The sequence below is a fragment of the uncultured Friedmanniella sp. genome (genome assembly GCF_964244285.1).
Classification (GTDB): Bacteria; Actinomycetota; Actinomycetes; order Propionibacteriales; family Propionibacteriaceae; genus Microlunatus.
This window is the reverse complement of sequence record NZ_CAXTHT010000002.1, coordinates 23,421-48,466: the sequence shown is the minus strand read 5'-3', so window position 1 is coordinate 48,466 and position 25,046 is coordinate 23,421. Positions and strand designations below refer to the sequence as shown.

Below are 25,046 nucleotides of genomic sequence, written 5' to 3'. Positions count from 1 at the left end.
GACTGGGCCGACCGCCGCTCCTCGTCACGGTGCACCTCAGTGCCCGCTGACCCGTCGGTAGCGGCCGCTGAGAAACGGCGACCAGTCGGCTGCGCCGCCCGGCCGGACCTCGATCTCGTAGTCGAGCCGGTCTGCGGTGGGCCGGAACCGGTGCCGGGCGCTACCCGTGGCGGTGGTCTTCTCCAGCACCAGCGCTCCGTCGGCCCAGCCGCCGTCGGCGGCGACCGGGGGCTGGCCGTAGGAGTCGAACAGCCACCACCGCACGGTGAGGGCGTTCGGCACGCCCTGGAGGACCCCGTGCGCGGTGAGCTCCACGCCGTCCTCGCGCACCTGGCGGTAGTCCTGCACCACGACGGTCCCCGCCACGTCGAGGCGGAACACTATCGACGCCCGGGTGCCGGCGGCCGGCGCCCAGGGCGAGGCCTCCTGCCGCTCCAGGCCCGTCCAGCTGCCGAGCAGCGGCAGAAACGTCGTCCGCAGGTCCACCGCAATACCGTAGGCCGGAGGGACCGGACGCCCGACAATGGTGGGGTGAGCACCGTTCGTGGTCGGGTCATCGTCATCACCGGCGCCATGGCGGCCGGCAAGTCGACGGTCGCCGAGCTGCTGGCCGCACGGCTGCCGCGCTCGGTGCACGTCCGCGGGGACGTGTTCCGCAAGATGGTGGTGAACGGCCGGGCTGAGATGACACCCGACGCGAGCGCGGAGGCGACCGCGCAGCTGCACCTGCGCTACGAGCTGGCCGCCCGGACCGCCGACCGGTACGCCGAGGCGGGCTTCGACGCCATCGTGCAGGACGTCATCATCGGCAGCGAGCTGACGAGCTTCATCGCCCAGGTGCACAACCCGGCCCGCTACCTGGTGGTGCTCTCTCCCAGCGTCTCCGCGCTCGAGTGGCGCGAGGAACAGCGGACGAAGGAGGGTTATGTCCACTTCTCTCCCGGCGTCCTCGACGAGGTCCTCCGCCGCGAGACCGCCCAGATCGGCTACTGGCTCGACTCCAGCGCCCAGACCCCGGACGAGACCGTCGAGGACATCCTGACCAACCTCGACCGCGCCGCCGTCTGACCCGCACCGGGCTGTCAGTGGGCTCGGCTACTCTCCGCGACATGGAACTGGCGATCGAGGCACGCGGGCTCGTCAAGCGCTACAAGAGCTCGACGGCGTTGGGAGGGGTGGACCTCGCGGTGCCCCGGGGCACGGTCCTGGGACTGCTCGGCCCGAACGGGGCGGGGAAGACGACGACGGTGCGCTGCCTGAGCACGCTGCTTCGGCCCGACGCCGGGTCCGCTCGGGTGGCCGGCATCGACGTGCTCGCCGAGCCCGGACGGGTCCGGGAGCGGATCGGGCTGTCGGGCCAGTACTCCGCGGTCGATGAGTACCTGACGGGGATGGAGAACCTCGTCATGGTGGGCCGGCTCTACCACCTCGGTGGGGCTCGCAGCCGGACCCGGGCGACGGCCCTGCTCCGGCAGTTCGGCCTGGACGACGCGGCCGGCAAGCCGGCCAAGGCCTACTCCGGCGGGATGCGCCGCCGGCTCGATCTCGCCGCGGCGCTGGTGGCCGAGCCGGAGGTGCTCTTCCTCGACGAGCCGACGACGGGTCTCGATCCCCAGGGTCGGATCGAGGTGTGGGAGCTGATCGCCTCGCTGGTGGCCGGCGGAACGACGTTGCTGTTGACCACTCAGTACCTGGAGGAGGCCGACCGGCTGGCTGACGAGATCGTGGTCATCGACCACGGCCTGGTCATCGCCCAGGGCACCTCCGACGCGCTCAAGGCCCAGGTGGGTGGCGAGCGGCTGGAGCTGACGGTCTCCTCCCCCGACGACCTCGACACCGCCGTGACGGTGCTGGGCGAACTGGTGAGCGGCGCGGTGTCGGCCGACGCGCACACCAGGGCGATCACGGCCCCCGTGACCGGCGGAGCCGGCGTCCTGATCGAGGCGCTGCGTCGGCTGGACGCCGCCGGGATCGCCCTGGCCGACGTCGGCCTGCGCCGGCCAACCCTGGACGACGTCTTCCTGACCCTGACCGGCCACGCTGCGGAGGAGGAGAAGTGAGTGTGCTCAGCTCGCTGGGGGACGGCCTGGTCGTCGCGCAGCGCAACCTCATCAAGATCCGGCGGGTGCCCGAGCTGCTGGTATTCACGACGTTGTCGCCGATCATGTTCGTGCTCTTGTTCGCCTACGTCTTCGGCGGCGCGATCTCGGGCGGGGACCCGCAGCAGTACCGCGAGTTCCTGATCGCCGGCATCTTCGCCCAGACAGTGATCTTCGGGGCCACGACCACGGGCGCCGGACTGGCCGACGACGTCCAGAAGGGCATCATCGACCGCTTTCGCTCGCTGCCCATGTCGCGGACCGCCGTGCTGACCGGACGGACCCTGTCCGACGTGGTCAACAACGTCATCGTGCTGGTGGTGATGTCGCTGACCGGCCTGGTCGTCGGCTGGCGCATCCGCAGCTCCTTCCTCGACGCCCTCGCCGGCTACCTGGTCCTGCTGGTGTTCGCCTACGCCATCTCGTGGGTGATGGCCTTCGTGGGGTTGCTGGTGCCGAGCGTCGAAGTGGTGAACCAGGCCTCGTTCATCGTGATCTTTCCGCTCACGTTCATCGCGAACACCTTCGTGCCGTTGGACTCCCTGCCCGGACCGCTGAAGGTCTTCGCCCAGTGGAACCCGGTCTCCGCGATCACCACCGCCGCCCGTGAGCTGTTCGGCAACAACGCCCTGAGCACCCCGGCCACGGTCTGGCCGCTCGAACACCCCGTGGCCTACACGATCCTGTGGTCGGTGGTGATCCTGCTCGTCTTCATCCCCCTGACCACCTGGCAGTTCCGCCGCGCCGCCAGCCGCTGACCCAACCCCGCGCCCCGCTGCGCCCCGCGCCCCGCGCCCCGCCCTGCCTGACCCCAACCTCGTCCCCCCGGGAACCCTTTGCCCGGGCGAACCCCGACGGTCACTTCACAGCCCTACGCGCTGCCGAGGCGTGCGCAGACGGGTGTGTCGCGACTCCGAGGGCTGTGAAGTGACCGTCAAGGTTCGGCCCGGGGGGGCGGCAGGCGCGCAGCAAGCAAGGGGCGTGATCAGCGGGTGCGGGAGAACGCGCGCAGGAGGCGATCGCGTAGCACGCCCTTGGTGTAGAGGTCCTCCCAGACCCACCGGACGAACCGTCGATCGGTGTCGCGGACGGCGTCCTCCCTCAGCTTCTCCTTGAACAGCACGTCCGCCGGTCGCTGTCCCGGCTGGAGAAGGTCGCCGTACTTGAGCTTGCCGTCGAACTCACCGACGGTCCGGAACTGCTCCCAGTAGAAGTCGACCCGGGCGATGAGCCGGCCCGCATGGTCGTGGATCTCCCGTTGCGGGATGGGGCCCGGCAGCCCCTCCTCGCTGATCCGTACCCGGGACACCGATTCACCGACGCTCTCGCTGCGACCGTCGATGAAGTCCGCGACGCGACGCGCCTGGGCGACGCCGGGCCACCGCTCCATGCTGTGCAACACGTCGTCCAGGTCCCCGAAGTCGAGTCCGAGGGCAGCGGCGCGATCCCCGGCGGCGACCGCCTGTTCGAACGGCAGGGACCGACCGAGGTCGGCTACGGTCCGAGCGAGCGAGGTGACGGCCAGGCCCTCGATGCAGAGGAGGTGGGCCGGCGACAGGGTGGCGCTGTGCAGCTCGAGGTCCGGACGACGCCTGGCTCCGTTGCTGCGGCTGCGAGTGAGGTGGACCTGACGGAGCCGGCTGGACCACACCGGCAGTCCCAGCAGCACCGCTGCCGAGACGTGGCTGACCACGGCGTCCGGGCTGACTCTGGTGACGACGGCCGCGATGAGTTCGCGGTGGCGGAGCTCCCGGCCGGCGGCCTCGTCGAGTGGGAAGCGGGTCCAGGCGCCGCGTCGGACGTGGGTCAGCTGTCCGCTTCGACGCAGCCGTCGTAGCTCGCCCTTGTCATAGCCGCTGTCCAGCAGCTGACGGGTGGTCCTGATCGTCTCCACGCCGACAGCACACCCGACAGGCCGCCCCTTCGGGCGTCACGGGCGCCTTCTGTGGATGGCCGCCGAGCACTCCGCTGCTGTGGACAACGGCCATCAGCGGCACTCCACAACACCTGGGTCCGCATCACAGCCGTCCGGACGGGTGTGTCGCGGCTCCAGAGGCTGTGAAGTGACCGTCCAGAAACGGCCGGAGGACGGGCCGGGGGGACGATCCCCGACCCGCCCTCTAGACGGTCCTGCTAGCCCTGACGGGCGGTGCTCAGCGGTAGTCGCCGAGGTCGAACTCCTCCAGCGGGACGGCTGCACCTGAAGACTGACCGAAGTCGTAGTCGAAGGAGTCGTAGCCGACCATCGAGTAGGCCTGCGCCTTCGCCTCCTCGGTCGCCTCCACCTTGATGTTGCGGTAGCGGTCGAGACCGGTGCCGGCAGGGATCAGCTTGCCGAGGATGACGTTCTCCTTGAGACCGATCAGGCTGTCCGACTTGCCGTTGATGGCGGCGTCGGTCAAGACCTTGGTCGTCTCCTGGAAGGACGCCGCCGAGAGCCACGACTCGGTGGCCAGCGACGCCTTGGTGATGCCCATCAGCACCGCACGACCCGACGCCGGGTTGCCACCCTCGGCCACGACGAGGCGGTTCTGCGCCTCATACGTCAGCCGGTCGACCAGGTCACCGGTCAGCAGGTCGGCGTCACCGGACTCGATCACGGTCACCCGGCGCAGCATCTGCCGGATGATGATCTCGATGTGCTTGTCGTGGATCGGGGCACCCTGGGTGCGGTACACCGACTGGACCTCGTCCACCAGGTGCTCCTGCACCCGACGGACCCCGAGCACCCGGAGCACGTCGTGCGGGTCGGGGGTACCCGCGGTGAGCTGCTGTCCGACCTCGACGTGGTCGCCGTCCTCCACCAGCAGGCGGGCGCGGCGCGACACCGAGAACTCGGCCGCCTCCGACCCGTCGTCGGGGGTGATGGTGATCTTCTTGAGCCGGTCACTGTCCTCGATCTGCACCCGGCCGGCGGCCTCGGAGATCGGCGACTTGCCCTTGGGCTGGCGGGCCTCGAAGAGCTCGACCACGCGCGGCAGACCCTGGGTGATGTCGTCACCGGCCACACCACCGGTGTGGAAGGTACGCATCGTCAGCTGCGTGCCGGGCTCACCGATCGACTGCGCCGCGACGATGCCGACGGCCTCGCCGACGTCGACCAGCTTGCCGCTGGCCAGCGAACGGCCGTAGCACATCGCGCAGGTGCCGGTCACGGCCTCACAGGTGAGGACGCTGCGGACCTTGATCGTCGTGACGCCGTTCCTGATCAGCAGACCGATGTTGACGTCGCCCAGGTCGGTGCCAGCCGGCAGCAGCACGTCACCGTTGCTGTCGGACACGTCGGTCGCGAGGCTGCGGGCGTAGACCGCGGTCTCCACGTGCTCGTCCAGGCTCAGACCGGAACCACCGTCGGAGACGGCGATGGTCTTGGTCAGGCCGCGCTCGGTGCCGCAGTCCTCCTCGCGGATGATCACGTCCTGGCTGACGTCGACGAGGCGACGGGTCAGGTAGCCCGAGTCGGCCGTCCGCAGCGCGGTGTCGGCCTGGCCCTTACGACCACCGTGGGTGGAGATGAAGTACTCCAGGACCGACAGGCCCTCACGGAAGTTCGACTTGATGGGCCGGGCGATGATCTCGCCCTTCGGGTTCACCACGAGGCCACGCATGGCCGCGATCTGGCGCATCTGCACCATGTTCCCGCGGGCGCCGGAGTGCACCATCATGTAGATCGGGTTCGTCTTGGAGAAGTTGGCCTCCATGGCCGCGCCGAGCTTGGACGTCGCGTCGGTCCAGATCTCGATGAGCTCCTGACGACGCTCGTCCTCGGTGATCAGACCGCGCTCGTACTGCCGGTCGATCTTGCTGGCCCGGTCCTCGTACCCCGCGAGCAGCTCGACCTTGTTGGCCGGGGTGGTCACGTCGCCGATGGAGACGGTGACGCCGGAGCGCGTGGCCCAGTGGAAGCCCAGGTCCTTCAGGGCGTCCAGGCAGAACGCCACCTCGACCTTGGGGTACCGCTCGGCCAGGTCGTTGACGATCTGACCCAGCTGCTTCTTGCCCACCTCGTAGTCGCAATAGGCGTAGTCCGCCGGCAGCGCCTCGTTGAACAGGGCGCGACCCAGGGTCGTCTCCAGCACGATCGCGCCGCGGTCGTTCAGCTCGAAGCCGAGCGGCGGCACGATGTCGGTCAGCCGCAGCTTGATCTTGGCCTGGACGCTCAGCTCATGGCGGTCGAAGGCCATCAGGGCCTCCGAGACCGAGCCGAACGCACGCCCCTCGCCCGCTGCTCCGTCGACCTGCATGGTCAAGAAGTAGTGGCCGATGATCATGTCCTGGGTGGGCATGGTCACGGGACGGCCGTCGGCCGGCTTGAGGATGTTGTTCGTCGACAGCATCAGGATCCGGGCCTCGGCCTGCGCCTCCGCGGACAGCGGCAGGTGCACGGCCATCTGGTCACCGTCGAAGTCCGCGTTGAACGCGGTGCAGACGAGCGGGTGGATCTGGATGGCCTTGCCCTCGATCAGCTGCGGCTCGAAGGCCTGGATGCCGAGGCGGTGCAGGGTCGGGGCGCGGTTCAGCAGCACCGGGTGCTCGGAGATGACCTCTTCGAGGACGTCCCACACCACGGGGCGCTGACGCTCGACCATGCGCTTGGCGGACTTGATGTTCTGCGCGTGGTTGAGGTCGTCCAGCCGCTTCATGACGAACGGCTTGAACAGCTCCAGCGCCATCGCCTTGGGCAGACCGCACTGGTGCAGCTTGAGCTGCGGGCCGACCACGATGACCGAGCGGCCGGAGTAGTCGACGCGCTTGCCGAGCAGGTTCTGACGGAACCGGCCCTGCTTGCCCTTCAGCATGTCCGAGATCGACTTCAACGGCCGGTTGCCCGGGCCGGTGACCGGACGGCCACGACGGCCGTTGTCGAACAGCGAGTCCACGGCCTCCTGCAGCATCCGCTTCTCGTTGTTGACGATGATCTCGGGCGCGCCGAGGTCGAGCAGCCGCTTGAGCCGGTTGTTCCGGTTGATCACGCGGCGGTACAGGTCGTTCAGGTCGCTGGTGGCGAACCGGCCACCGTCGAGCTGCACCATCGGGCGCAGGTCCGGCGGGATCACCGGGACGCAGTCCAGCACCATGCCGGCCGGGGAGTTCTTGGTCGACAGGAAGGCGGAGACGACCTTGAGCCGCTTCAGGGCCCGGGTCTTGCGCTGACCCTTGCCGGTCAGGATGGTCTCGCGCAGCGAGGTGGCCTCGGCCTCCAGGTCGAAGGTCTGCAGCCGCTTCTGGATGGCGTCGGCGCCCATGGAGCCGGCGAAGTACTTCCCGAACCGGTTCTTCATCTCCCGGTAGAGGATCTCGTCGCCCTCGAGGTCTTGGACCTTGAGGTTCTTGAAGCGGTTCCAGACGGCGTCGAGACGGTCCAGCTCACGCTGGGAGCGGTCGCGCAGCTGCTTGACCTCACGCTCGGCACCCTCGCGCACCTTGCGCTTGGCGTCGGCCTTGGCGCCCTCGGCCTCAAGACCGGCGGTGTCCTCTTCCAGCTTCTTCATCCGCGTCTCGATGTCGGAGTCGCGGCGGGTCTCCAGGGAGGTGCGCTCGACCCCGATCTTCGCCTCGAGGGAGGAGAGGTCGCGGTGCCGCGCCTCGTCGTCGACGGCGGTGATCATGTACGCGGCGAAGTAGATGACCTTCTCGAGGTCCTTCGGCGCGATGTCGAGGAGGTAGCCCAGCCGGGACGGGACACCCTTGAAGTACCAGATGTGGGTGACGGGGGCGGCCAGCTCGATGTGGCCCATCCGCTCGCGGCGGACCTTCGAGCGGGTGACCTCGACGCCACAGCGCTCGCAGATGATGCCCTTGAAGCGCACGCGCTTGTACTTGCCGCAGTAGCACTCCCAGTCCCGGGTGGGGCCGAAGATCTTCTCGCAGAACAGGCCGTCACGCTCGGGCTTGAGCGTGCGGTAGTTGATGGTCTCCGGCTTCTTGACCTCACCGTGGGACCACTGACGGATCTCATCAGCCGTAGCCAGGCCGATGCGGATCTCGTCGAAGAAGTTCACGTCCAGCACGTTTGGTATCTCTTCTCTTTAGTACGCGTTCTCAGAATGCTGTGTACTTGACCCGCCCTCCGACAGGCTCAGGGAACGTTCCCCGAGCTTGTCGAAGGGCCTCAGTCCTAGACTTCTTCGACGCCGAGCGACTCACCCGGACGGCGGGACAGGTCGATGCCGAAGTCCTCGCCGCCGCGGTAGTCGTCGTCGGAGTCCCGCAGCTCGACCTCGGTGCCGTCGCTGGACAGCACCTCGACGTTCAGGCAGAGGGACTTCATCTCCTTGACGAGCACCTTGAACGACTCGGGGATGCCCGGTTCGGGGATGTTCTCGCCCTTGACGATGGCCTCGTAGACCTTCACGCGGCCGGGGACGTCGTCGGACTTGATCGTCAACAGCTCCTGCAGCGCCCAGGCGGCGCCGTACGCCTCCAGGGCCCAGACCTCCATCTCGCCGAACCGCTGGCCGCCGAACTGGGCCTTACCGCCCAGGGGCTGCTGCGTGATCATCGAGTAGGGGCCGGTCGAACGGGCGTGGATCTTGTCGTCGACCAGGTGGTGGAGCTTGAGCATGTAGATGTAGCCCACGCCCACCGCCTCGGGGAACGGCTCACCGGAGCGCCCGTCGAACAGGTGCGCCTTGCCGTCGGAGCTGACCAGCCGGTCGCCGTCCCGCGTCGGCAGGGTGTTGCCGAGCAGGCCGGTGATCTCGGTCTCGGTGGCACCGTCGAAGACGGGCGTCGCGAGGTTGGTGTTGCCGTCGACGTGCTCGAGGCCGACCGAGCGCAGCCGCTCGGCCCACTCGTCCGCGATGCCGGCGACGTCCCAGCCCTGGCTGGCGACCCACCCGAGGTGAGTCTCCAGCACCTGGCCGACGTTCATCCGGCTCGGCACGCCGAGCGGGTTGAGCACGATGTCGACCGGCGTCCCGTCCTCCATGAACGGCATGTCCTCGATCGGCAGGATCTTGGAGATGACGCCCTTGTTGCCGTGCCGGCCGGCGAGCTTGTCGCCGTCCTGGATCTTGCGCTTCTGGGCGACGTAGACCCGCACCAGCTGGTTGACCCCGGGCGACAGCTCGTCGTCGGACTCGCGGTCGAAGACGCGGACGCCGATGACCGTGCCGGACTCACCGTGAGGCACCTTGAGCGAGGTGTCGCGCACCTCGCGCGCCTTCTCACCGAAGATCGCGCGGAGCAGCCGCTCCTCCGGGGTCAGCTCGGTCTCGCCCTTGGGCGTGACCTTGCCGACCAGGATGTCGCCGGTCGAGACCTCGGCGCCGATGCGGATGATGCCGCGCTCGTCGAGGTCGGCCAGCATCTCCTCGGAGACGTTGGGGATGTCGCGGGTGATCTCCTCCGCGCCCAGCTTGGTGTCGCGGGCGTCCACCTCGTGCTCCTCGATGTGGATCGAGGTGAGGAGATCGTCCTTGACGACGCGCTGGCTGAGGATGATCGCGTCCTCATAGTTGTGCCCCTCCCAGGGCATGAAGGCCACGAGCAGGTTGCGACCGAGCGCCATCTCGCCACCGTCGGTGCAGGGACCGTCAGCCAGGGGCGTCCCCGGCTCGACCCGAGCACCTGCGGCGACCAGCGGCCGCTGGTTGATGCAGGTGCCCTGGTTGGAGCGCTTGAACTTCGACAGCCGGTACGTGCGGTAGCTGCCGTCGTCGTGGGCGATCTCGATCAGGTCGGCGCTGACGGAGGTGACCACACCGGGCTGCGAGGCCGTGGTGACGTCACCGGCGTCGACCGCGCCGCGGTACTCCATGCCGGTGCCCACGAAGGGCGCCTCGGAACGGATCAGCGGGACGGCCTGGCGCTGCATGTTGGCCCCCATCAGGGCGCGCGAGGCGTCGTCGTGCTCCAGGAAGGGGATCATCGCGGTGGCGACCGAGACCATCTGCCGCGGGCTGACGTCCATGTACTGGATGTCGTTGGCGGGGACGGTGTCCGGGTCGGCCTTGCGACGACGGGCGAGCACCCGGTCCTCGGCGAAGTGCAGGTCCTCGGTCAGCGAGGCGTTGGCCTGCGCGATCGTGTACCGGTCCTCGACGTCGGCGGTCAGGTAGTCGATCTGGTCGGTCACCTGGCCGTTCTCGACCTTGCGGTAGGGCGTCTCGACGAAGCCGAAGGCGTTGACCCGGGCGAAGGAGGCGAGCGAGCCGATCAGACCGATGTTCGGACCCTCGGGGGTCTCGATCGGGCACATCCGGCCGTAGTGGCTGGGGTGGACGTCACGGACCTCCATACCGGCGCGGTCACGGGAAAGACCACCCGGGCCGAGTGCGGAGAGACGCCGCTTGTGGGTCAGGCCGGCGATCGGGTTGGTCTGGTCCATGAACTGGCTGAGCTGGGAGGTGCCGAAGAACTCCTTCAGCGCCGCGACCACGGGCCGGATGTTGATCAGGGTCTGCGGCGTGATGGCCTCGACGTCCTGGGTCGTCATCCGGTCGCGCACCACGCGCTCCATCCGGCCGAGACCGGTGCGCAGCTGGTTCTGGATCAGCTCACCGACGGTGCGCAGACGGCGGTTACCGAAGTGGTCGATGTCGTCCTCTTCGACGATCAGCTCCCCGCGCGGGCTGTCGAGCAGCTCGCGACCGTCGTGCAGGGCCACCACGTAGCGGATCGCCGCCACGATGTCCTCGGTGGTGAGGACCTGCTTGTCGAAGGGCTCCTCGAGGCCGAGCTTCTTGTTGATCTTGTACCGGCCGACCTTGGCCAGGTCGTATCGCTTCGGGTTGAAGTAGTAGTTCTCCAACAGCGCCTGCGCAGCCTCACGCGTCGGCGGCTCGCCCGGGCGCAGCTTGCGGTAGATGTCCAGCAGCGCCTCGTCCTGGGTCGAGGTGTGGTCCTTCTCGAGAGTGAGCCGCATCGACTCGTACTGGCCGAACTCCTCGAGGATCTGCGCGTCGGTCCAGCCGAGCGCCTTCAGCAGCACGGTGACGTTCTGCTTGCGCTTGCGGTCCAGCCGGACGCCGACCATGTCGCGCTTGTCGATCTCGAACTCCAGCCACGCACCGCGGCTCGGGATCATCTTGCAGGTGAAGATGTCCTTGTCGGAGGTCTTGTCGGTGGTCTGCTCGAAGTAGACACCGGGGCTGCGGACCAGCTGGGAGACCACGACCCGCTCGGTGCCGTTGATGACGAAGGTGCCCTTGTCGGTCATCAGCGGGAAGTCGCCCATGAAGACCGTCTGGCTCTTGATCTCGCCGGTCTCGTTGTTCATGAACTCGGCGGTGACGAAGAGCGGTGCCGCGTAGGTGACGTCGCGGTCCTTGCACTCCTCCACGCTGTTCTTCGGGGGCTCGAAGCGGTGGTCGCGGAACGACAGCGACATCGTCCCCGAGAAGTCCTCGATCGGGGAGATCTCCTCGAAGATCTCCTCCAGCCCGGACTTGGTGTTCACGTCGGTCCGGCCCTCGGCGAGCGCGTCGTCGACGCGCGTCCGCCAGGCGTCGTTGCCGACGAGCCAGTCAAATGAGTCGACCTGCAGATCCAGCAGATCCGGAACTTCCATGGGTTCGGCGATCTTCGCGAACGAGATCCGGCCGGTGGATGAAACGACTTTGGTGTTCGAGGCGGTGCGCGAGGCGGCCAACTGCTGTGTCCTTCCGAGACTCTCGGGCGGGTGGAGCTATGTAGATGTGGTGGTGGGAGGTTCCCTGCCTTCGCGCACGCCGATGAGCCCGCGTCAAGCGAAACGGGTCGACGGATGCGGAGGGCAAGGTTCCAGCATAGGGAGTCCCGCCGATTTCCACAAGCCGGAGGGCAGACGTGACCGGCACGGTCAAATCGAGGCCCTGATCCGTGGGGGTGCCTGCTGCTCCAAACCGAGCCGCTAGCCCGCACCGCACGGGGACCGCGTCGAACGCTTGCCGGAGAGCATACCGCCGAATCGGGCTGTGACAAGCGCTTCGAGGTGGATTCGGTCCGGTGGTCGGTCCGGGTGCCCGGGCTGTCGTCGTAGGCTGCCGGAGGTCGCACCGGTGCGGCCAACGTCGAGGGGAGCACTCGTGCAACGCATCGCCCAGGTCATCGCGCTCGCACCCGAGTCGGTCGCGCGCTACAAGGAGATGCACGCCTCGGTCTGGCCGGGCGTGCTGCAGACGATCCGGGCCTGCGGCATCACCAACTACTCGATCTTCCTGCGCGAGCCGGAGCTGCTGTTGTTCTCCTACTACGAGTACGTCGGCGAGGACTACGCCCTCGACTCGGCGACGATGGCCGCCGACCCGGTCACCCAGGAGTGGTGGAAGCTCACCATCCCGCTGCAGCGCCCCCTGGACACGCGGGCCGAGGGTGAGTGGTGGGCCTCGGCCCCCGAGGTCTTCCACGTCGACTGATGCCCCCGTCGACAAGCTCAGGGGACGGGGAGCGCCGCGAGTCGGTCGGGGTCGATGCCGTAGCAGCGGACGGCGGTCCCGCTGAGCACCTCGGCCCGGTCGTTGGCGGACAGGTCGGCCCAGATCGGGGTCAGACCGGCCCAGACCCGGTCGTAGTCGCCGGCGAGGATCGAGACGGGCCAGTCGCCGCCGTACATCAGGCGCCGGGGGCCGAACACGTCCAGGGCGTGCTCGACGAAGGGCCGGACGGCCTCGGTCGACCAGCGCGTCAGGTCATCGGCCGGGTAGAGACCGGAGACCTTGGCGTACACGTCCGGGTACTCCGCGGCCCGCGTCAACAGACTCCACCACGGCTCGACCCCGGGATTCCCGATCGGGGGCGCGGCCAGGTGGTCGATGACGAGCCGCAGCCCGGGGTAGCGCTCGGCGAGGACGGGGACGTGCTCGAGGTGGCGCGGCAGCACCGCGACGACGTCGTAGCTGAGGCCGACCTCGGCGAGCATCGCCAGGCTCTCCCCCACCTCGGGCCGCAGCAGGAAGTCCGGGTCGGGGAGGTCGTGGATGAGCGTGCGGATGCCCACCACCAGCGGGTCGGCGGCCAGCGCCGGCAGCTGCTCCGCGACAGCCGCCGGGTCCTCGAGGGGCAGGTAGGCCACGACCGCGACCACCTCCGCGAACCGGGCTGCCGTGGCCAGCATGTGGGCGGTGTCCTCGGCGTTGTCCGCGGCCTGCACCAGCACGACCCCGTCGACGCCGCAGCGGCGCAGCCGGGGCAGCGCCTCGTCCTCGGTGATGGTGCGGAAGATCAAGCCGTGCTGCGGGCCCAGCCAGTCGTAGCGGGCCCGGGTCAGATCCCAGACGTGCTGGTGGGCGTCGAGGATCACGACGGCGAGCGTAACCAGCCGGGTGTCATAGCGCAATCGTTTGTTCACCCGATATGCTGCGCGCACGCCGAACGATCCTGGAGGCTGTTGCGTGCCCACCATCACCGCTGTCGAGGTCACCGACGTCCGCTTCCCCACCTCCCTGAGCGCCGACGGCTCGGACGCCATGAACAAGGACGGCGACTACTCCGCGGCCTACGTCGTGCTGCGGACCGACGACCCGGAGCTGTCCGGGTTCGGGTTCACGTTCACCATCGGGCGGGGCAACGACCTGTGCACGGCGGCTGCGCAACAGCGCGCCCTCCCGCTGCTCGGGCTCGACCTGGACGTGGTCACCGGCGACCTCGGCGGCACCTACCGGCTGCTGCAGTCAGACTCCCAGCTGCGCTGGCTCGGCCCGGAGAAGGGCGTCGTCCACCTCGCGCTCGCGGCGGTGATGAACGCCGTCTGGGACCTCGCGGCCCGCCGGGCGGGGCTCCCGTTGTGGCAGTTCGTCAGCGAGATGGAGCCCGCGGCGCTGGTCGACACCATGGACCTCAGCTACCTCTCCGACGTCTTGACCCGCGATGACGCCATCGGCATGGTCAGCGCCCTCGGCGAGACCCGGCGCGAGCGGCTCGCCGTCCTGGAGGGATCGGGCTACCCCTGCTACACGACCTCGGCCGGCTGGCTCGGCTACTCCGACGACAAGCTCCGCCGGCTCTGCCAGGAGGCGGTCGACGAGGGCTACCGCTACCTCAAGCTCAAGGTCGGAGCCAACCTCGACGACGACCTGCGGCGCTGTGCCCTCGCCCGCGAGGTGATCGGGCCGGACGTGCACCTGATGATCGACGCCAACCAGGTCTGGGAGGTGGGGACGGCGATCCGTTGGGTCGGCGAGCTGGCCCACTTCAACCCACTCTGGATCGAGGAGCCGACGAGCCCGGACGACGTGCTGGGGCACGCGGCGATCCGGCGTGCCGTCGCCCCCGTGGGCGTGGCCACCGGCGAGCACGGCATGAACCGGGTGCTGTTCAAGCAGCTGCTGCAGGCCGAGGCCATCGACTTCTGCCAGATCGACTCCTGCCGTCTCGGGTCGCTGAACGAGATCCTGCCGGTGATGCTGATGGCGGCGAAGTTCGGCATCCCCGTCTGCCCCCACGCCGGCGGCGTCGGCCTCTGCGAGCTCGTGCAGCACCTCTCGGTCATCGACTACCTGATCATCTCGGGCAGCACCGAGGGCCGGGTCGCGGAGTACGTCGACCACCTGCACGAGCACTTCGTGGAGCCGTGCGTCGTCAAGGACGCCGCCTACGTGCTTCCCACCCGGCCGGGCTACAGCGCGGAGATGCACCCGGCCTCGGTGGCGGCCTACGCCTTCCCCGACGGTGCCTACTGGCGCTCGGCGCCGGCCACCTAGCCTGGCGAACCTAGCCTGGGGAGCAGCAGCGCCCCCGGACGAACGCGACACGAACGAGAGTGAGGAGCCCCGATGAAGCTGGCTCGACTCGGCCCGGTGGGCCAGGAGCAGCCGGTGGTCGTCACCGACGACGGCAGCTACGACCTGAGCGGTCTGGTCTTCGACCTGACCGGGGACTTCCTGGCCAGCGACGGGCTGGACCACGTGCGCGCCGGCCTGGCCGCGGGCGAGCTGCCCCGGCTGGAGACCGCTGGACTGCGGATCGGCGCGCCCGTGGCCCGGCCCAGCGCCGTCATCTGCATCGGCATGAACTACGCCGCCCATGCGGCCGAGTCGGGCGCGGCACCGCCGGACCAGCCGGTGCTGTTCCTCAAGACGCCCAACACCGTCGTCGGACCGAACGACCCGGTGCCCATCCCGCGCGGCAGCACCAAGACCGACTGGGAGGTCGAGCTGGCCGTCGTCATCGGTCGCCGCACCTCCTACCTCGACTCCCCCGCGGCCAGCCTCGCGCACGTCGCCGGCTTCACGGTCTGCGACGACCTGTCCGAACGGGCGTTCCAGCTGGAGGTGTCCGGCGGCCAGTGGAGCAAGGGGAAGTCACCCGCGGGCTTCTGCCCCACCGGGCCGTACCTGGTCACCCCCGACGAGGTCGACCACACTGATCTGCGGCTGCGCAGCTGGGTGAACGGCGAGCCGCGCCAGGACTCCTCGACCAGGGACCTGATCTTCGGGGTCGAGGAGATCATCTTCCAGCTCAGCCAGTACCTGGTGCTGGAGCCGGGCGACCTGGTGCTCACCGGGACGCCCGAGGGAGTCGCCCTCTCGGGCCGCTTCCCCTACCTGAGCGCCGGCGACGTGGTCGAGATCGAGATCGACGGCCTGGGCCGGCAGCGACACGAGTTCACCCGCTGGGCGCCGGAGGAGGCACGGTGACGAACGACTTCGACGGTCTGGTCGCCCTGGTCACGGGCGGCGCGGCCGGGCTCGGCGCCGCGATCGCCGCTCGGCTGCTGGCGGGCGGAGCCTCGGTGGCCGCCCTCGACCTCGACCCCGACGGGGCGGCCGACGGCCTGCTGGCGCTCAGCTGCGACGTCTCCGACGACGCCTCGGTGCGCGCCGCGGTCCAGCGGGTGGTGGACGAGCTCGGCGGACTGGACATCGTGGTCAACAACGCCGGGATCGGCGCCGCCGGCACGGTGGCGGACAACTCCGACGAGGAGTGGCACCGGGTCTTCGACGTCAACGTCGTCGGCATGGTCCGGGTCACCCGGGCCGCACTGCCGCACCTGCGTACCTCCGGCGCGGCCGCGGTGGTCAACACGGCCTCGATCGCGGCCACCGCCGGCCTGCCGCAGCGAGCCCTCTACAGCGCGTCGAAGGGGGCCGTCCTGGCCCTGACCCGCGCCATGGCTGCGGACCACCTCGCCGAGGGCATCCGGGTGAACTGCGTGCATCCCGGGACCGCGGACACCCCGTGGGTGCAGCGCCTGCTGTCGGTCGCCGAGGATCCTGAGGCCGAGCGCGCGGCCCTGGAGGCCCGGCAGCCGCACGGCCGGTTGGTCTCCGCCGACGAGGTGGCTGACGCGGTGGCGTACCTGGCCAGTCCCCGCTCCCGCTCCACCACCGGCACGTCGATCGCCGTCGACGGTGGGATGCAGGACCTCCGGCTGCGCCCGCGACGCTGACGTCTCGGCACACGCCGTCGACCGAGCAGGCTCGGGGAACGACGAAGCCCCGCCCTCCGCGAAGAGGACGGGGCTTCGTGGTGTTCGCGATCGCGGAGCGCGACCTTACTTGACGGTGACCTTGGCGCCGGCGCCCTCGAGGGCCTCCTTGGCCTTCTCGGCCTGCTCCTTGGTGACCTTCTCCAGGACGGCCTTGGGGGCGGCCTCGACCAGGTCCTTGGCCTCCTTGAGACCGAGGCTGGTGAGGGTACGCACCTCCTTGATGACCTGGATCTTCTTGTCGCCGGCCGCCTCGAGGATGACGTCGACCTCGTCGGAGGCCTCCTCTTCCTCGACGACGGCGCCGCCGCCGGCACCGGCCGGGGCAGCCGCGGCCACGGGGGCAGCGGCGGTGACGTTGAAGGTGGTCTCGAACTCCTTGACGAACTCGGAGAGCTCGATCAGGGTCAGCTCCTTGAAGGCGTCAAGGAGCTCTGCGGTGCTGAGCTTCGCCATGATGGGCGTCCTTCCTTAGTTTTCTTCCGCAGCATCTGCCGCGACGGTGTTGGTGTCCTCGACGGCGGCAGCCGCCTCGGTGTCCTCCGCAGCAGGTGCTGCCTCGGTGGTGCCCTCGACGACGGGAGCCGCCTCGGTGGCGGTCGCCTCAGCGACCGGTGCTTCGTCCTGCTCCTGGTCGACCACGGCGGCCGTTCCGGCACCGCCGATGATCGAGGGGTTCTCCCCAGCCGCCTCCTGCAGGGCCGCCATGAGACGGGCGGCCTGGGAGAGCGGGGCGGAGACGAGCGAGATGGCCTGCTGCAGGACTCCCTGCATGCCACCGGCGACCTTGGCGAGGAGCACCTCGCGGGACTCCAGGTCGGCCAGCTTCCTGACCTCGTCGGCGTCCAGGACCTTGCCGTCCAGGACACCCGCCTTGATGACCAGAAGAGGGTTCGTGCGTGCGAAGTCGCGCAGACCCTTCGCGACGACGACCGGGTCGCCGTCGATGAAGGTGATCGCGGTCGGGCCGACGAGGTGGTCGTCGATGCCGTCGACGCCCGCCTCGCGGGCTGCGATCGTGGTCAGCGTGTTCTTCGACACGGCGTAGGTGGCGTTCTCACCCAGTGAGCGACGCAGGTCTTTCAGCGCCTTCACGGTGAGCCCGCGGTACTCGGTCAGCACCACGCCCGTGGAGCTGGAGAACTTGCTCCTGAGCTCCTCGACCGCGGCTGCCTTGTCCGGCCTCGCCATAGTCTCCTCCCCATCTTTTCTCATGCAACCAACGTCCTTGCTACGGATGTAGCGAGCCGAAGGGCTGACCGCCGGGGCGGGCAGAGACCGGGCATGAAAAAAGCCCCAGAACGCACAGGCGTCATGGGGCATCGACCGCTGCGACCCGCGATGGCTCCCCGGGAGGAACCCACCACACGCAGCTGGAGCTGATGGTCCAATCACCTGCGCGGGCCATTCGTCCGGTTTCCCGGACGACGTCTTCAGGTCGATCCCGCGCGGTTGAGCTCGAGAATCGACCGACCAGCGGTCTTCGGCGTCCGCCAGCGTACCGGGGAGCGCGCGCCCGGCCAAATCCAGGCCTGCTCTCGGCCCGGCCGTAGAGGGGCGGTGGGCAAGACAAAGGTCGCGGTGTCAAGCGGCCACGCCGCGAGCTGGATCTGCGGGGTTGGACACTCGGTCACGATTTGATAACGTGCGCCAGCCGGTCCGCTCCCTGACGTCTCGGAGCCTACCGACCGGTTCGCCGAAACTCGAGGGAGAGCACCGCATGGCAAGAAGCATGGGAAGAATCCGTACCGGCGCCGCCGCGGTGCTGACCGGGCTGGCGTTGATCGTGCCGGCGACCGCCACCGAGACCGCCAGCGCCGCACCGACCAGCACCACGCCGGCCAGCACCACCTCGGCCTGCCACAGCTCCTTCAAGCACTACAAGACCATCCGCAAGGGCACGAAGGGGGCGCAGGCCCGGGCCATGGAGTGCCTGCTGCGCGAGGCCGGCCGCTCGACCACGGTGAACGGGAGCTTCTCCCTCCACGACGCCCACCAGCTCGCCGCCTACCGGTCCTCCGTCGGCCTGCACGCGAAGAAGGTCGGCGGCCGGCGGGCCTGGTCGGCCCTGCTGTCCCGCGGCACCACACCGGCCCTGCACCGCGGCGACAAGGGCGCGGACGTGCTGCGGCTGCAGCGCACCCTGCAGTCGCTCGGCTGGACGAAGGTCGACCTGGACAGCCGCTACGACGCCAAGACCGTCACGGTGGTCAAGGCCGCGCAGAAGCAGCGCCACCTGAGCCGCTCGGGCAAGGCCACCGCCGCGCTGTGGAAGGCTCTGCAGCACGGCAAGGTCGCCGGACCTGCCGCCCACAGCTCGGGCAAGGGCGCGACAGCGCTCGCCTTCGCCAAGAAGCAGCTGGGTGACAGCTACCGCTTCGGCGGGTCCGGACCCAACGCGTGGGACTGCTCCGGCCTGACCAAGGCTGCCTGGAAGAAGGCCGGGGTGAGCCTGCCGCACAGCGCCGCCGCCCAGTACCACCGCGGCAAGCACGTCTCGAAGTCCAACCTGAAGCCGGGCGACCTGGTCTTCTTCTACTCGGGTCCGAGCCACGTGGCCATCTATGCCGGCCACGGCAAGGTCATCCACGCACCGCACGCCGGGGCCAAGGTGTCCTACATCAAGATGAAGTACATGCCGTACAAGGGCGCCCGTCGCCCCTGAGGTCAGAGGCGTCGGACGGACGGCGAGGTGTGCTTGGCTGGTCCCGTGCACCCCGCCGTCCGTCCTGCTCTGGTCTCCGACGTGGAGCGGATCCACCAGCTCGTCGTTGAGCTCGCCGTCTACGAACGCTCCGCCGACGAGGTCCGGGCCACGCCCGAGCAGCTGCGCACCGCACTGTTCGGGCGCGATCCGGCGGTGTTCGCTCTCGTGGCCGAGGGCCCGGACGGCTCGGTCGTCGGCTTCGCGCTGTGGTTCCTCAACTTCTCCACCTGGGAGGGTGGGCACGGCATCTGGCTCGAGGACCTCTTCGTCGCTCCGGAGCACCGCGGGTCCGGCCTGGGCAAGGCGCTGCTGTCCGCTCTCGCCGAGATCGCCGTCCAGCGCGGTTACGCCCGGTTCGAGTGGTGGGTGCTGGACTGGAACACCCCGTCGCTCGAGTTCTACCGCCGACTCGGCGCCGTCGCGATGGACGAGTGGACCGTCTACCGGCTCACCGGGGACGCCCTGAGGAGTGCCGCTACCGGCCGCTGACCACGGCCCCGGCTCGCGGCCGCGGCCGCGACGAGCTGGTGGTCGGGGTCCCTCTGGCGAACCTGGCGCGACGCCGGGGGTCGGGGCGCGGTCGGCCGCTACGACGACGTCGGCTTCAGCCTCAGCTGAAGCCGACCGGGTCATGACAGCCCCCGGCCGCCCGCCTTGCCGAGGCCGAACCAGGAGACCGCGGCGCCCACCAGGAGCAGCCCGGCCCCGATCAGCATGGCCGTCGCGAAGCCGGCTCCCAGGGCGCCCGGGTCGTCCGAGGCCGTTCCACCGAGGCCGGCGAGCGCCGGCACGATCGCGACGGCGAGCAGGCCGGCCGTACGGGCGGTGGCGTTGTTGATCCCGGACGCCGCGCCGGCCAGGTGGTGGGGTGCGGCTGCGAGCACCGCTGCCGTCAGCGGGGCGACGGCACAGGAGAGCCCGAGCCCCAGCAACAGCACCGAGGGCAACACGTCGGTCAGGTAGTGGGCACCGGGACCCACCCCCAGGGCCAGGGCGTTGCCGCCGGCGGCGAGCAGGGAACCGAGGGTCATCAACGGCCGTGGCCCGATCCGCTGGGCCAGGGCACCGGCCCGCGCCGAGAGCAGCAACATGCAGGCGGTGACCGGGAGCACGGACGTGCCGGCCGCCAGCGGTGACCAGCCCACGACCACCTGGAGCTGGAGGACGAGCAGGAAGAAGTAGACGCTGAGCGCCGCGTAGACGAAGACCGTCACCAGGTTGGTGGCGCTGAAGGTCCGGTCGGCGAAGAGGTCCATCCGGATCAGCGGGTGGGTGGTCCGGCGCTCGACCAGCACGAAGACCACCCCGGCCACCAGCCCGAGCAGCCCGACGACGACAGGCGGCCGCCAGCCGTCGCGGCCCGCCTCGGTCAGGGCGTAGGTGATGCCGGTCAGGGCCAGCACGACGGCGGTCGTCCCGGGCAGGTCGATCCGGCGCTGCTCGGCGCTGGCGTCGTCGTCGCGGGTCTCGGGGACGTGCCGGAGCGCGATGACCACGATCACTGCGGCCACCGGCAGGTTGACCAGGAACACCAGCCGCCAGTTCACCTCGACCAGCCAGCCGCCCAGGAACGGGCCGGCCGCACCGGCGATGCCACCCAGACCCGACCAGGCGCCGACCGCCCGGGCGCGGTCACCCGTCGCGAACGAGGCCGAGATGATGGCCAGGCTGCCGGGGGTCAGCAGGGCACCCCCGATCCCCTGCAGGGCCCGCGCCGCGACCAGCACGGCCTCGTTGGGGCTGAACGCGCACAGCGCCGACGCCAGCGCGAACCAGACCACGCCGATCAGGAAGACGCGACGCCGGCCGTAGAGGTCACCCAGGACACCGCCGAGCAGGATCAGGGCGGCGAGGGTCAGGGTGTAGGCGTTGACGATCCACTGCAGCGCGGTGAAGCCGGCGTCGAACTCGCGGCCGATGGCGGCGAGGGCCACGTTGACCACGGTGCCGTCGAGAGACGCCAGGCTGGAGCCGGCGATGGTGGCCACCAGCAGCCACCGACCCTGCGGGGTCCCCATCCGGACGGGGTCGGACGCCACGGCCATCGGCGCTTACTCCGCGTACCGGACGAGGCCGACGGTGCCCGTCGCCGTCAGCAGGAACCCGAGGACGGCCCACGGCAGTCGACCGGGGGCGACGGCGTCGCCGAAGAGCCACGGGCCGAGCAGCGAGGGCACCACCATCTCCAGCATGAAGGTCATGGCGCTCACCCGGGTGACCGAGCCGCGCTGCAGGGCGAGGGCGAAGGAGACGGTGCCCACGACCCCCTGCACCACGACGGCCCAGACCAGCGGCTGGCCGAGCAGGTGCCAGCTGACCCGGTCCGCGCTCAGGGCGCGGGACGCCGACGCGACGCCGGTCCAGGCCAGCCCGGCTGCGGCCGCCAGCACCAGCCCTGAGGACCCACGGGGCAGCCGGCTCCCGACCAGAGCGACGGCAAGGGGGACGACGACGCTGAGCAGGATGGCCCACTGCACCGCAGGCGGCACCCGGACGGCCCGTTCGGGGCTCGCGGTCAGGCACAGCAGGAGCAGCCCGAGACCGAGCACACCGAGGGCGGTCCAGTCCCGGCGACCCAGCCGCTCGCCCCGGATCCGGGCCACGAGCGCGGTCACCCCGACGCTGGCCGTCACCACCGACTGCACCAGGAACAGCGGCAGCTCGCGGAGGGCCACGACGTTGGCCACGAAGGCGACGGCGTCGGCCGCAAGCCCGGCGAGGTAGGGCAGCTGGACCACGATGGCGGCCAGCCCGGCCGCCCCGGTCCGCTGCGCCGTACGTCGGGCGCCTTCGGACTGGAGGACCGAGGCCACCCCGTACCCCAGGCAGGCCACGACCGCAGCCACCCAGCTGAGGGCCACCATCAGCGGCGGTGCTCCCTCTGGGGACGCCGACGGGCCGCGCACAGCGTGCGCGGCCCGTCGGTGGATCGTCTCACCGGGTGATGGTGGGAGTGGTCACTCCGCGTCCGGCTTGGTGCGGCTGGGGTCGAGCGCCAGGCCCGGTCCCATCGTCGTCGACAGCGTGATCTTCTTCAGGTAGCGACCCTTGGAGGCGCTGGGCTTGAGCCGCAGGATCTCGTCCAGGGCGGCGTAGTAGTTCTGCTCGAGCTGGTCGGAGCTGAACGACGCCTTGCCGATGATGAAGTGCAGGTTCGCGTGCCGGTCGACCCGGAACTCGATCTTGCCGCCCTTGATGTCGGTCACGGCCTTGGCCACGTCGACGGTCACGGTTCCGGTCTTGGGGTTCGGCATCAGACCGCGCGGGCCGAGCACCCGCCCCAGCCGGCCCACCTTGCCCATCAGGTCCGGCGTGGCCACGACGGCGTCGAAGTCGAGGTAGCCGCCGGCCACCTTCTCGATCAGCTCGTCCGAGCCGACCTCGTCGGCGCCCGCCGCCTCGGCCGCGGCGGCGCGGTCACCGGTGGCGAAGACGAGGACCCGCGCCGTCTTGCCGGTGCCGTTGGGCAGGTTGACCGTGCCCCGGACCATCTGGTCGGCCTTGCGGGGGTCGACGCCGAGCCGCATCGAGACGTCGACCGTCTCGTCGAACTTGGCCTTGGTGTTCGCCTTCGCGAACTCCATCGCCTCGACGGGGGCGTAGAGCTTCGCCTCATCGATCTTCTCGGCGACGGCGGTGTATCCCTTGCTGCGCTTCATGTTCTGGTTCCTTTCACCAGTTGTGGTGACGAGCCGCGCATCGGCCCTCCCACATGTCTAATTGGCTCCGCTCCGCTCCGCCGCGGTTTCCGCTCTAGCCCGCCGTCTTCGTCGCACCGGGTGAAACGAAAAGCATGTTTCACCCTGTGCTCCTGCAGATCGGCGGCGCGAAACCCGGTGGTGGTTCAGACGCGGTAGTCGAGTTTACTAGCCGGAAACAGTGACGCCCATGGAGCGGGCGGTGCCCTCGACGATCTTCATGGCGGCGTCGACGTCGTTGGCGTTCAGGTCCGGCAGCTTGGTGGTGGCGATCTCGCGGACCTGCTCACGGGTGATCTTGCCGACCTTGGTGGTCTGCGGGACGCCGGAGCCCTTGGTGACGCCGGCAGCCTTCTTGATCAGCTCCGCAGCGGGCGGGGTCTTCGTGACGAACGTGAACGAGCGGTCCTCATAGATCGTGATCTCGACGGGGATGACGTTGCCGCGCTGGGCCTCGGTCGCCGCGTTGTAGGCCTTGCAGAACTCCATGATGTTCACGCCGTGCGGACCGAGAGCGGTACCGACCGGCGGGGCTGGCGTGGCCGCGCCCGCGTTCAAGGCGACCTTGACGAGGGCAGCGACCTTCTTCTTGGGAGGCATTCTGGTGGGTCCTTCTCAGCGTGCCGCGGGAGTCCCGCGGCGGTTGTCGTACCGGGACGCTCCGTCCCGGCGTGGTGGTGGGCTCTCGCCCTGTGCACTCAGACCTTCGTCCCTAGACCTTCTGGATCTGGGGGAAGGTCAGGTCGACCGGGGTCTCGCGACCCAGGATCTCGACCAGGGCCTTGAGGCGCTGGTTGTTGACGTTGATCTCGGTGATCGTCGCGTGCACCCCGGCGAACGGGCCGTCCACGACCATGACGGAGTCGCCGACCGCGAAGTCAGCCACCTCGATCTTCTTCTTGCGACGGCTCGGGGAGTCCGTACCCGCCGTGGCCGCCGCGACGACCGCCGGCGCGAGCATCTTCTCGACCTCGTCCAGGCTCAGCGGGACGGGCGAGTTCGAGTGGCCGACGAAGCCGGTGACCGACGGCGTGTGCCGCACGGTCGACCAGGACTCATCCGTCAGGTCCATCCGGACCAGGACGTAGCCCGGCAGCACGGTGCGCTTGATCTGCTTGCGCTGGCCGTTGCGGATCTCGGTGACCTCTTCGGTCGGCACGACGATCTCGAAGATGAAGTCCTCCATGTTGAGCGAGGACACCCGGTTCTCCAGGTTCTGCAGCACCCGGTTCTCCATGCCGGAGTAGGTGTGCACGACGTACCAGTCACCGAACTTGCCCCGCAGCTCGCTGCGGAAGGACTCGAGCGCGTCCCGACCGAGGTCGGACTCGGCGTCGTCCTCGTCGTCCTCCTCCTCGGGCTCCGGCTCCGGCTCGGCGCCGAAGTTCAGCTCGATGTCGTCCTCAGGAGCAGCCTCGGCGGTGGTGCTGCCCGCGAAGTCGAGGTCGATGTCGTCGCTGGTGCTCGGGGTGTAGGTCCCGAGGTCGATGTCGAAGTCATCCTCGGGGCCGCGCGCGGCCGAGCCCTCCAGCGGCTCCGCGCCCGGGCGCGGCTCGTCGGCTGAAAAGGTGTCTGACACGTCGATGTCTCCGTCGTTTGTGGTGGGGGTCGTCATCAGCTGAAGACCTTGAAGATCGCCCAGCCGAGACCGAGGTCCAGCAGGCTGACGTAGGCGATCACGAACAGGACGAAGACCAGGACGACCACGAAGTAGTTCAGCAGCTGCTGACCGGTTGGGTAGACGACCTTGCGCAGCTCGCCGACCGACTCGCGCACGAACGCGGCCGGCGTGGTGCGGGTCGGCTTGGTCGGCCGGTCGCGGGCCACCGTGGGCGCGTTCTTGGCCTTCGGGGCCGGGCGGCGCTCACGTCGACGCTCGACACTGCGGCCGACGGCACCGGCGCCGACCGGCTCCAACGCCTTCTCGCTGTCATCGGACTCGCTGTCCTCGTCGGGGTGGAGGACCTCCTCCGACGCCGCCGGGCCGTCGAGATCAGCGAGGTCGTCACGGCCGGCGGTGTCGTAGCCCGAGGCGGCGAGCTCGTCGCCACTCGGCTCGGCGACCTCGTCGCTCAACGGGCTGCCCGGGTGGCCGACCGCGTGAGCGCCGGCGGAGGTCGAACCGTCAGCGAGGGTCGGCTCCTCGGCCGTCCCCTCCTCGTCCTTGTCCGCCACAGTGTGACCTTCCCTGA

At 69.6% G+C, this 25,046-nt stretch carries 22 protein-coding genes; 9 read left to right on the top strand and 13 right to left on the bottom strand.

What is annotated here, in order from left to right; all coding sequences use genetic code 11:
- Positions 1-36: 36 nt before the first annotated feature.
- Positions 37-486 carry a DUF1579 domain-containing protein gene (locus ACFE7W_RS04465; protein WP_375423590.1) on the bottom strand — a complete coding sequence of 150 codons (450 nt, stop codon included), beginning with the start codon at positions 484-486 and terminating at the stop codon, positions 37-39.
- 45 nt (positions 487-531) lie between these two features.
- On the opposite strand from ACFE7W_RS04465, the gene ACFE7W_RS04460 reads away from it, so the two are divergent.
- From ACFE7W_RS04460 to ACFE7W_RS04450, 3 genes are read left to right on the top strand one after another with little or no spacing between them, the layout of a single operon-like run.
- Entirely contained in the window at positions 532-1,068 is a 537-nt protein-coding gene (locus ACFE7W_RS04460) for an AAA family ATPase (protein WP_375423589.1), read from the top strand.
- A 41-nt stretch (positions 1,069-1,109) separates the two neighbouring features.
- Positions 1,110-2,060 (top strand): ATP-binding cassette domain-containing protein, encoded by a 951-nt coding sequence (locus ACFE7W_RS04455; protein WP_375423588.1) that lies wholly within the window; start codon positions 1,110-1,112, stop codon positions 2,058-2,060.
- On the top strand, positions 2,057-2,857 hold the full coding sequence (locus ACFE7W_RS04450) for an ABC transporter permease (RefSeq protein WP_375423587.1): 801 nt from the start codon (positions 2,057-2,059) through the stop codon (positions 2,855-2,857). The genes ACFE7W_RS04455 and ACFE7W_RS04450 overlap by 4 nt, the downstream gene beginning before the upstream one ends.
- Positions 2,858-3,084: 227 nt before the next feature.
- Here ACFE7W_RS04450 and ACFE7W_RS04445 read toward each other — a convergent pair whose 3' ends face one another.
- The 3 genes from ACFE7W_RS04445 to rpoB form a co-directional block, all read right to left on the bottom strand.
- A complete protein-coding gene (locus ACFE7W_RS04445; RefSeq protein ID WP_375423586.1) occupies positions 3,085-3,993 on the bottom strand; it encodes a hypothetical protein in 909 nt (302 codons plus the stop codon).
- A 259-nt stretch (positions 3,994-4,252) separates the two neighbouring features.
- Positions 4,253-8,110 carry a DNA-directed RNA polymerase subunit beta' gene (locus tag ACFE7W_RS04440; protein ID WP_375423585.1) on the bottom strand — a complete coding sequence of 1,286 codons (3,858 nt, stop codon included), beginning with the start codon at positions 8,108-8,110 and terminating at the stop codon, positions 4,253-4,255.
- Between the two features lie 107 nt (positions 8,111-8,217).
- Positions 8,218-11,694: a DNA-directed RNA polymerase subunit beta gene (gene rpoB, locus ACFE7W_RS04435; protein WP_375423584.1), complete on the bottom strand. Its 3,477-nt coding sequence runs from the start codon at positions 11,692-11,694 to the stop codon at positions 8,218-8,220.
- Between the two features lie 415 nt (positions 11,695-12,109).
- Between rpoB and ACFE7W_RS04430 the strand changes: the two genes are divergently transcribed.
- A complete protein-coding gene (locus ACFE7W_RS04430; protein ID WP_375423583.1) occupies positions 12,110-12,439 on the top strand; it encodes an L-rhamnose mutarotase in 330 nt (109 codons plus the stop codon).
- A 17-nt stretch (positions 12,440-12,456) separates the two neighbouring features.
- Here ACFE7W_RS04430 and ACFE7W_RS04425 read toward each other — a convergent pair whose 3' ends face one another.
- Positions 12,457-13,323: an amidohydrolase family protein gene (locus ACFE7W_RS04425; RefSeq protein WP_375423582.1), complete on the bottom strand. Its 867-nt coding sequence runs from the start codon at positions 13,321-13,323 to the stop codon at positions 12,457-12,459.
- Positions 13,324-13,414: 91 nt separating this feature from the next.
- Here ACFE7W_RS04425 and ACFE7W_RS04420 point away from each other — a divergent pair, with 91 nt between their 5' ends.
- From ACFE7W_RS04420 to ACFE7W_RS04410, 3 genes are all read left to right on the top strand, one after another.
- Entirely contained in the window at positions 13,415-14,722 is a 1,308-nt protein-coding gene (locus ACFE7W_RS04420; RefSeq protein ID WP_375423581.1) for an L-fuconate dehydratase, read from the top strand.
- 72 nt (positions 14,723-14,794) lie between these two features.
- Positions 14,795-15,658 (top strand): fumarylacetoacetate hydrolase family protein, encoded by an 864-nt coding sequence (locus tag ACFE7W_RS04415; RefSeq protein WP_375423580.1) that lies wholly within the window; start codon positions 14,795-14,797, stop codon positions 15,656-15,658.
- Entirely contained in the window at positions 15,655-16,410 is a 756-nt protein-coding gene (locus ACFE7W_RS04410) for an SDR family NAD(P)-dependent oxidoreductase (RefSeq protein ID WP_375423579.1), read from the top strand. The genes ACFE7W_RS04415 and ACFE7W_RS04410 overlap by 4 nt, the downstream gene beginning before the upstream one ends.
- A 105-nt stretch (positions 16,411-16,515) precedes the next feature.
- Here the strand turns inward: ACFE7W_RS04410 and rplL are convergent, their stop codons facing one another.
- On the bottom strand, positions 16,516-16,905 hold the full coding sequence (gene rplL, locus ACFE7W_RS04405) for a 50S ribosomal protein L7/L12 (RefSeq protein WP_375423578.1): 390 nt from the start codon (positions 16,903-16,905) through the stop codon (positions 16,516-16,518).
- 15 nt (positions 16,906-16,920) lie between these two features.
- Positions 16,921-17,640: a 50S ribosomal protein L10 gene (rplJ, locus tag ACFE7W_RS04400; RefSeq protein WP_375423577.1), complete on the bottom strand. Its 720-nt coding sequence runs from the start codon at positions 17,638-17,640 to the stop codon at positions 16,921-16,923.
- A gap of 541 nt (positions 17,641-18,181) precedes the next feature.
- Between rplJ and ACFE7W_RS04395 the strand changes: the two genes are divergently transcribed.
- Positions 18,182-19,114 (top strand): C40 family peptidase, encoded by a 933-nt coding sequence (locus ACFE7W_RS04395; RefSeq protein ID WP_375423576.1) that lies wholly within the window; start codon positions 18,182-18,184, stop codon positions 19,112-19,114.
- Positions 19,115-19,159: 45 nt separating this feature from the next.
- Positions 19,160-19,645, top strand: a complete 486-nt coding sequence (locus tag ACFE7W_RS04390; RefSeq protein WP_375423575.1) for a GNAT family N-acetyltransferase — start codon at positions 19,160-19,162, stop codon at positions 19,643-19,645.
- Positions 19,646-19,785: 140 nt separating this feature from the next.
- Here ACFE7W_RS04390 and ACFE7W_RS04385 read toward each other — a convergent pair whose 3' ends face one another.
- The 6 genes from ACFE7W_RS04385 to secE form a co-directional block, all read right to left on the bottom strand.
- The gene (locus tag ACFE7W_RS04385; RefSeq protein WP_375423574.1) at positions 19,786-21,201 is read right to left on the bottom strand and encodes an MFS transporter; all 1,416 of its coding nucleotides are present in this window, start codon (positions 21,199-21,201) and stop codon (positions 19,786-19,788) included.
- Between the two features lie 6 nt (positions 21,202-21,207).
- Positions 21,208-22,020 (bottom strand): hypothetical protein, encoded by an 813-nt coding sequence (locus ACFE7W_RS04380; protein ID WP_375423573.1) that lies wholly within the window; start codon positions 22,018-22,020, stop codon positions 21,208-21,210.
- Between the two features lie 93 nt (positions 22,021-22,113).
- Positions 22,114-22,815, bottom strand: a complete 702-nt coding sequence (gene rplA / locus ACFE7W_RS04375) for a 50S ribosomal protein L1 (RefSeq protein ID WP_375423572.1) — start codon at positions 22,813-22,815, stop codon at positions 22,114-22,116.
- 207 nt (positions 22,816-23,022) lie between these two features.
- A complete protein-coding gene (gene rplK, locus ACFE7W_RS04370; protein ID WP_375423571.1) occupies positions 23,023-23,454 on the bottom strand; it encodes a 50S ribosomal protein L11 in 432 nt (143 codons plus the stop codon).
- 112 nt (positions 23,455-23,566) lie between these two features.
- Complete coding sequence (gene nusG / locus ACFE7W_RS04365; RefSeq protein WP_375423570.1) at positions 23,567-24,469, bottom strand: transcription termination/antitermination protein NusG; 903 nt, start codon at positions 24,467-24,469, stop codon at positions 23,567-23,569.
- Positions 24,469-25,029, bottom strand: a complete 561-nt coding sequence (secE, locus tag ACFE7W_RS04360) for a preprotein translocase subunit SecE (RefSeq protein ID WP_375423569.1) — start codon at positions 25,027-25,029, stop codon at positions 24,469-24,471. Before secE ends, nusG begins: the two co-directional genes overlap by 1 nt.
- Positions 25,030-25,046: the final 17 nt, after the last annotated feature.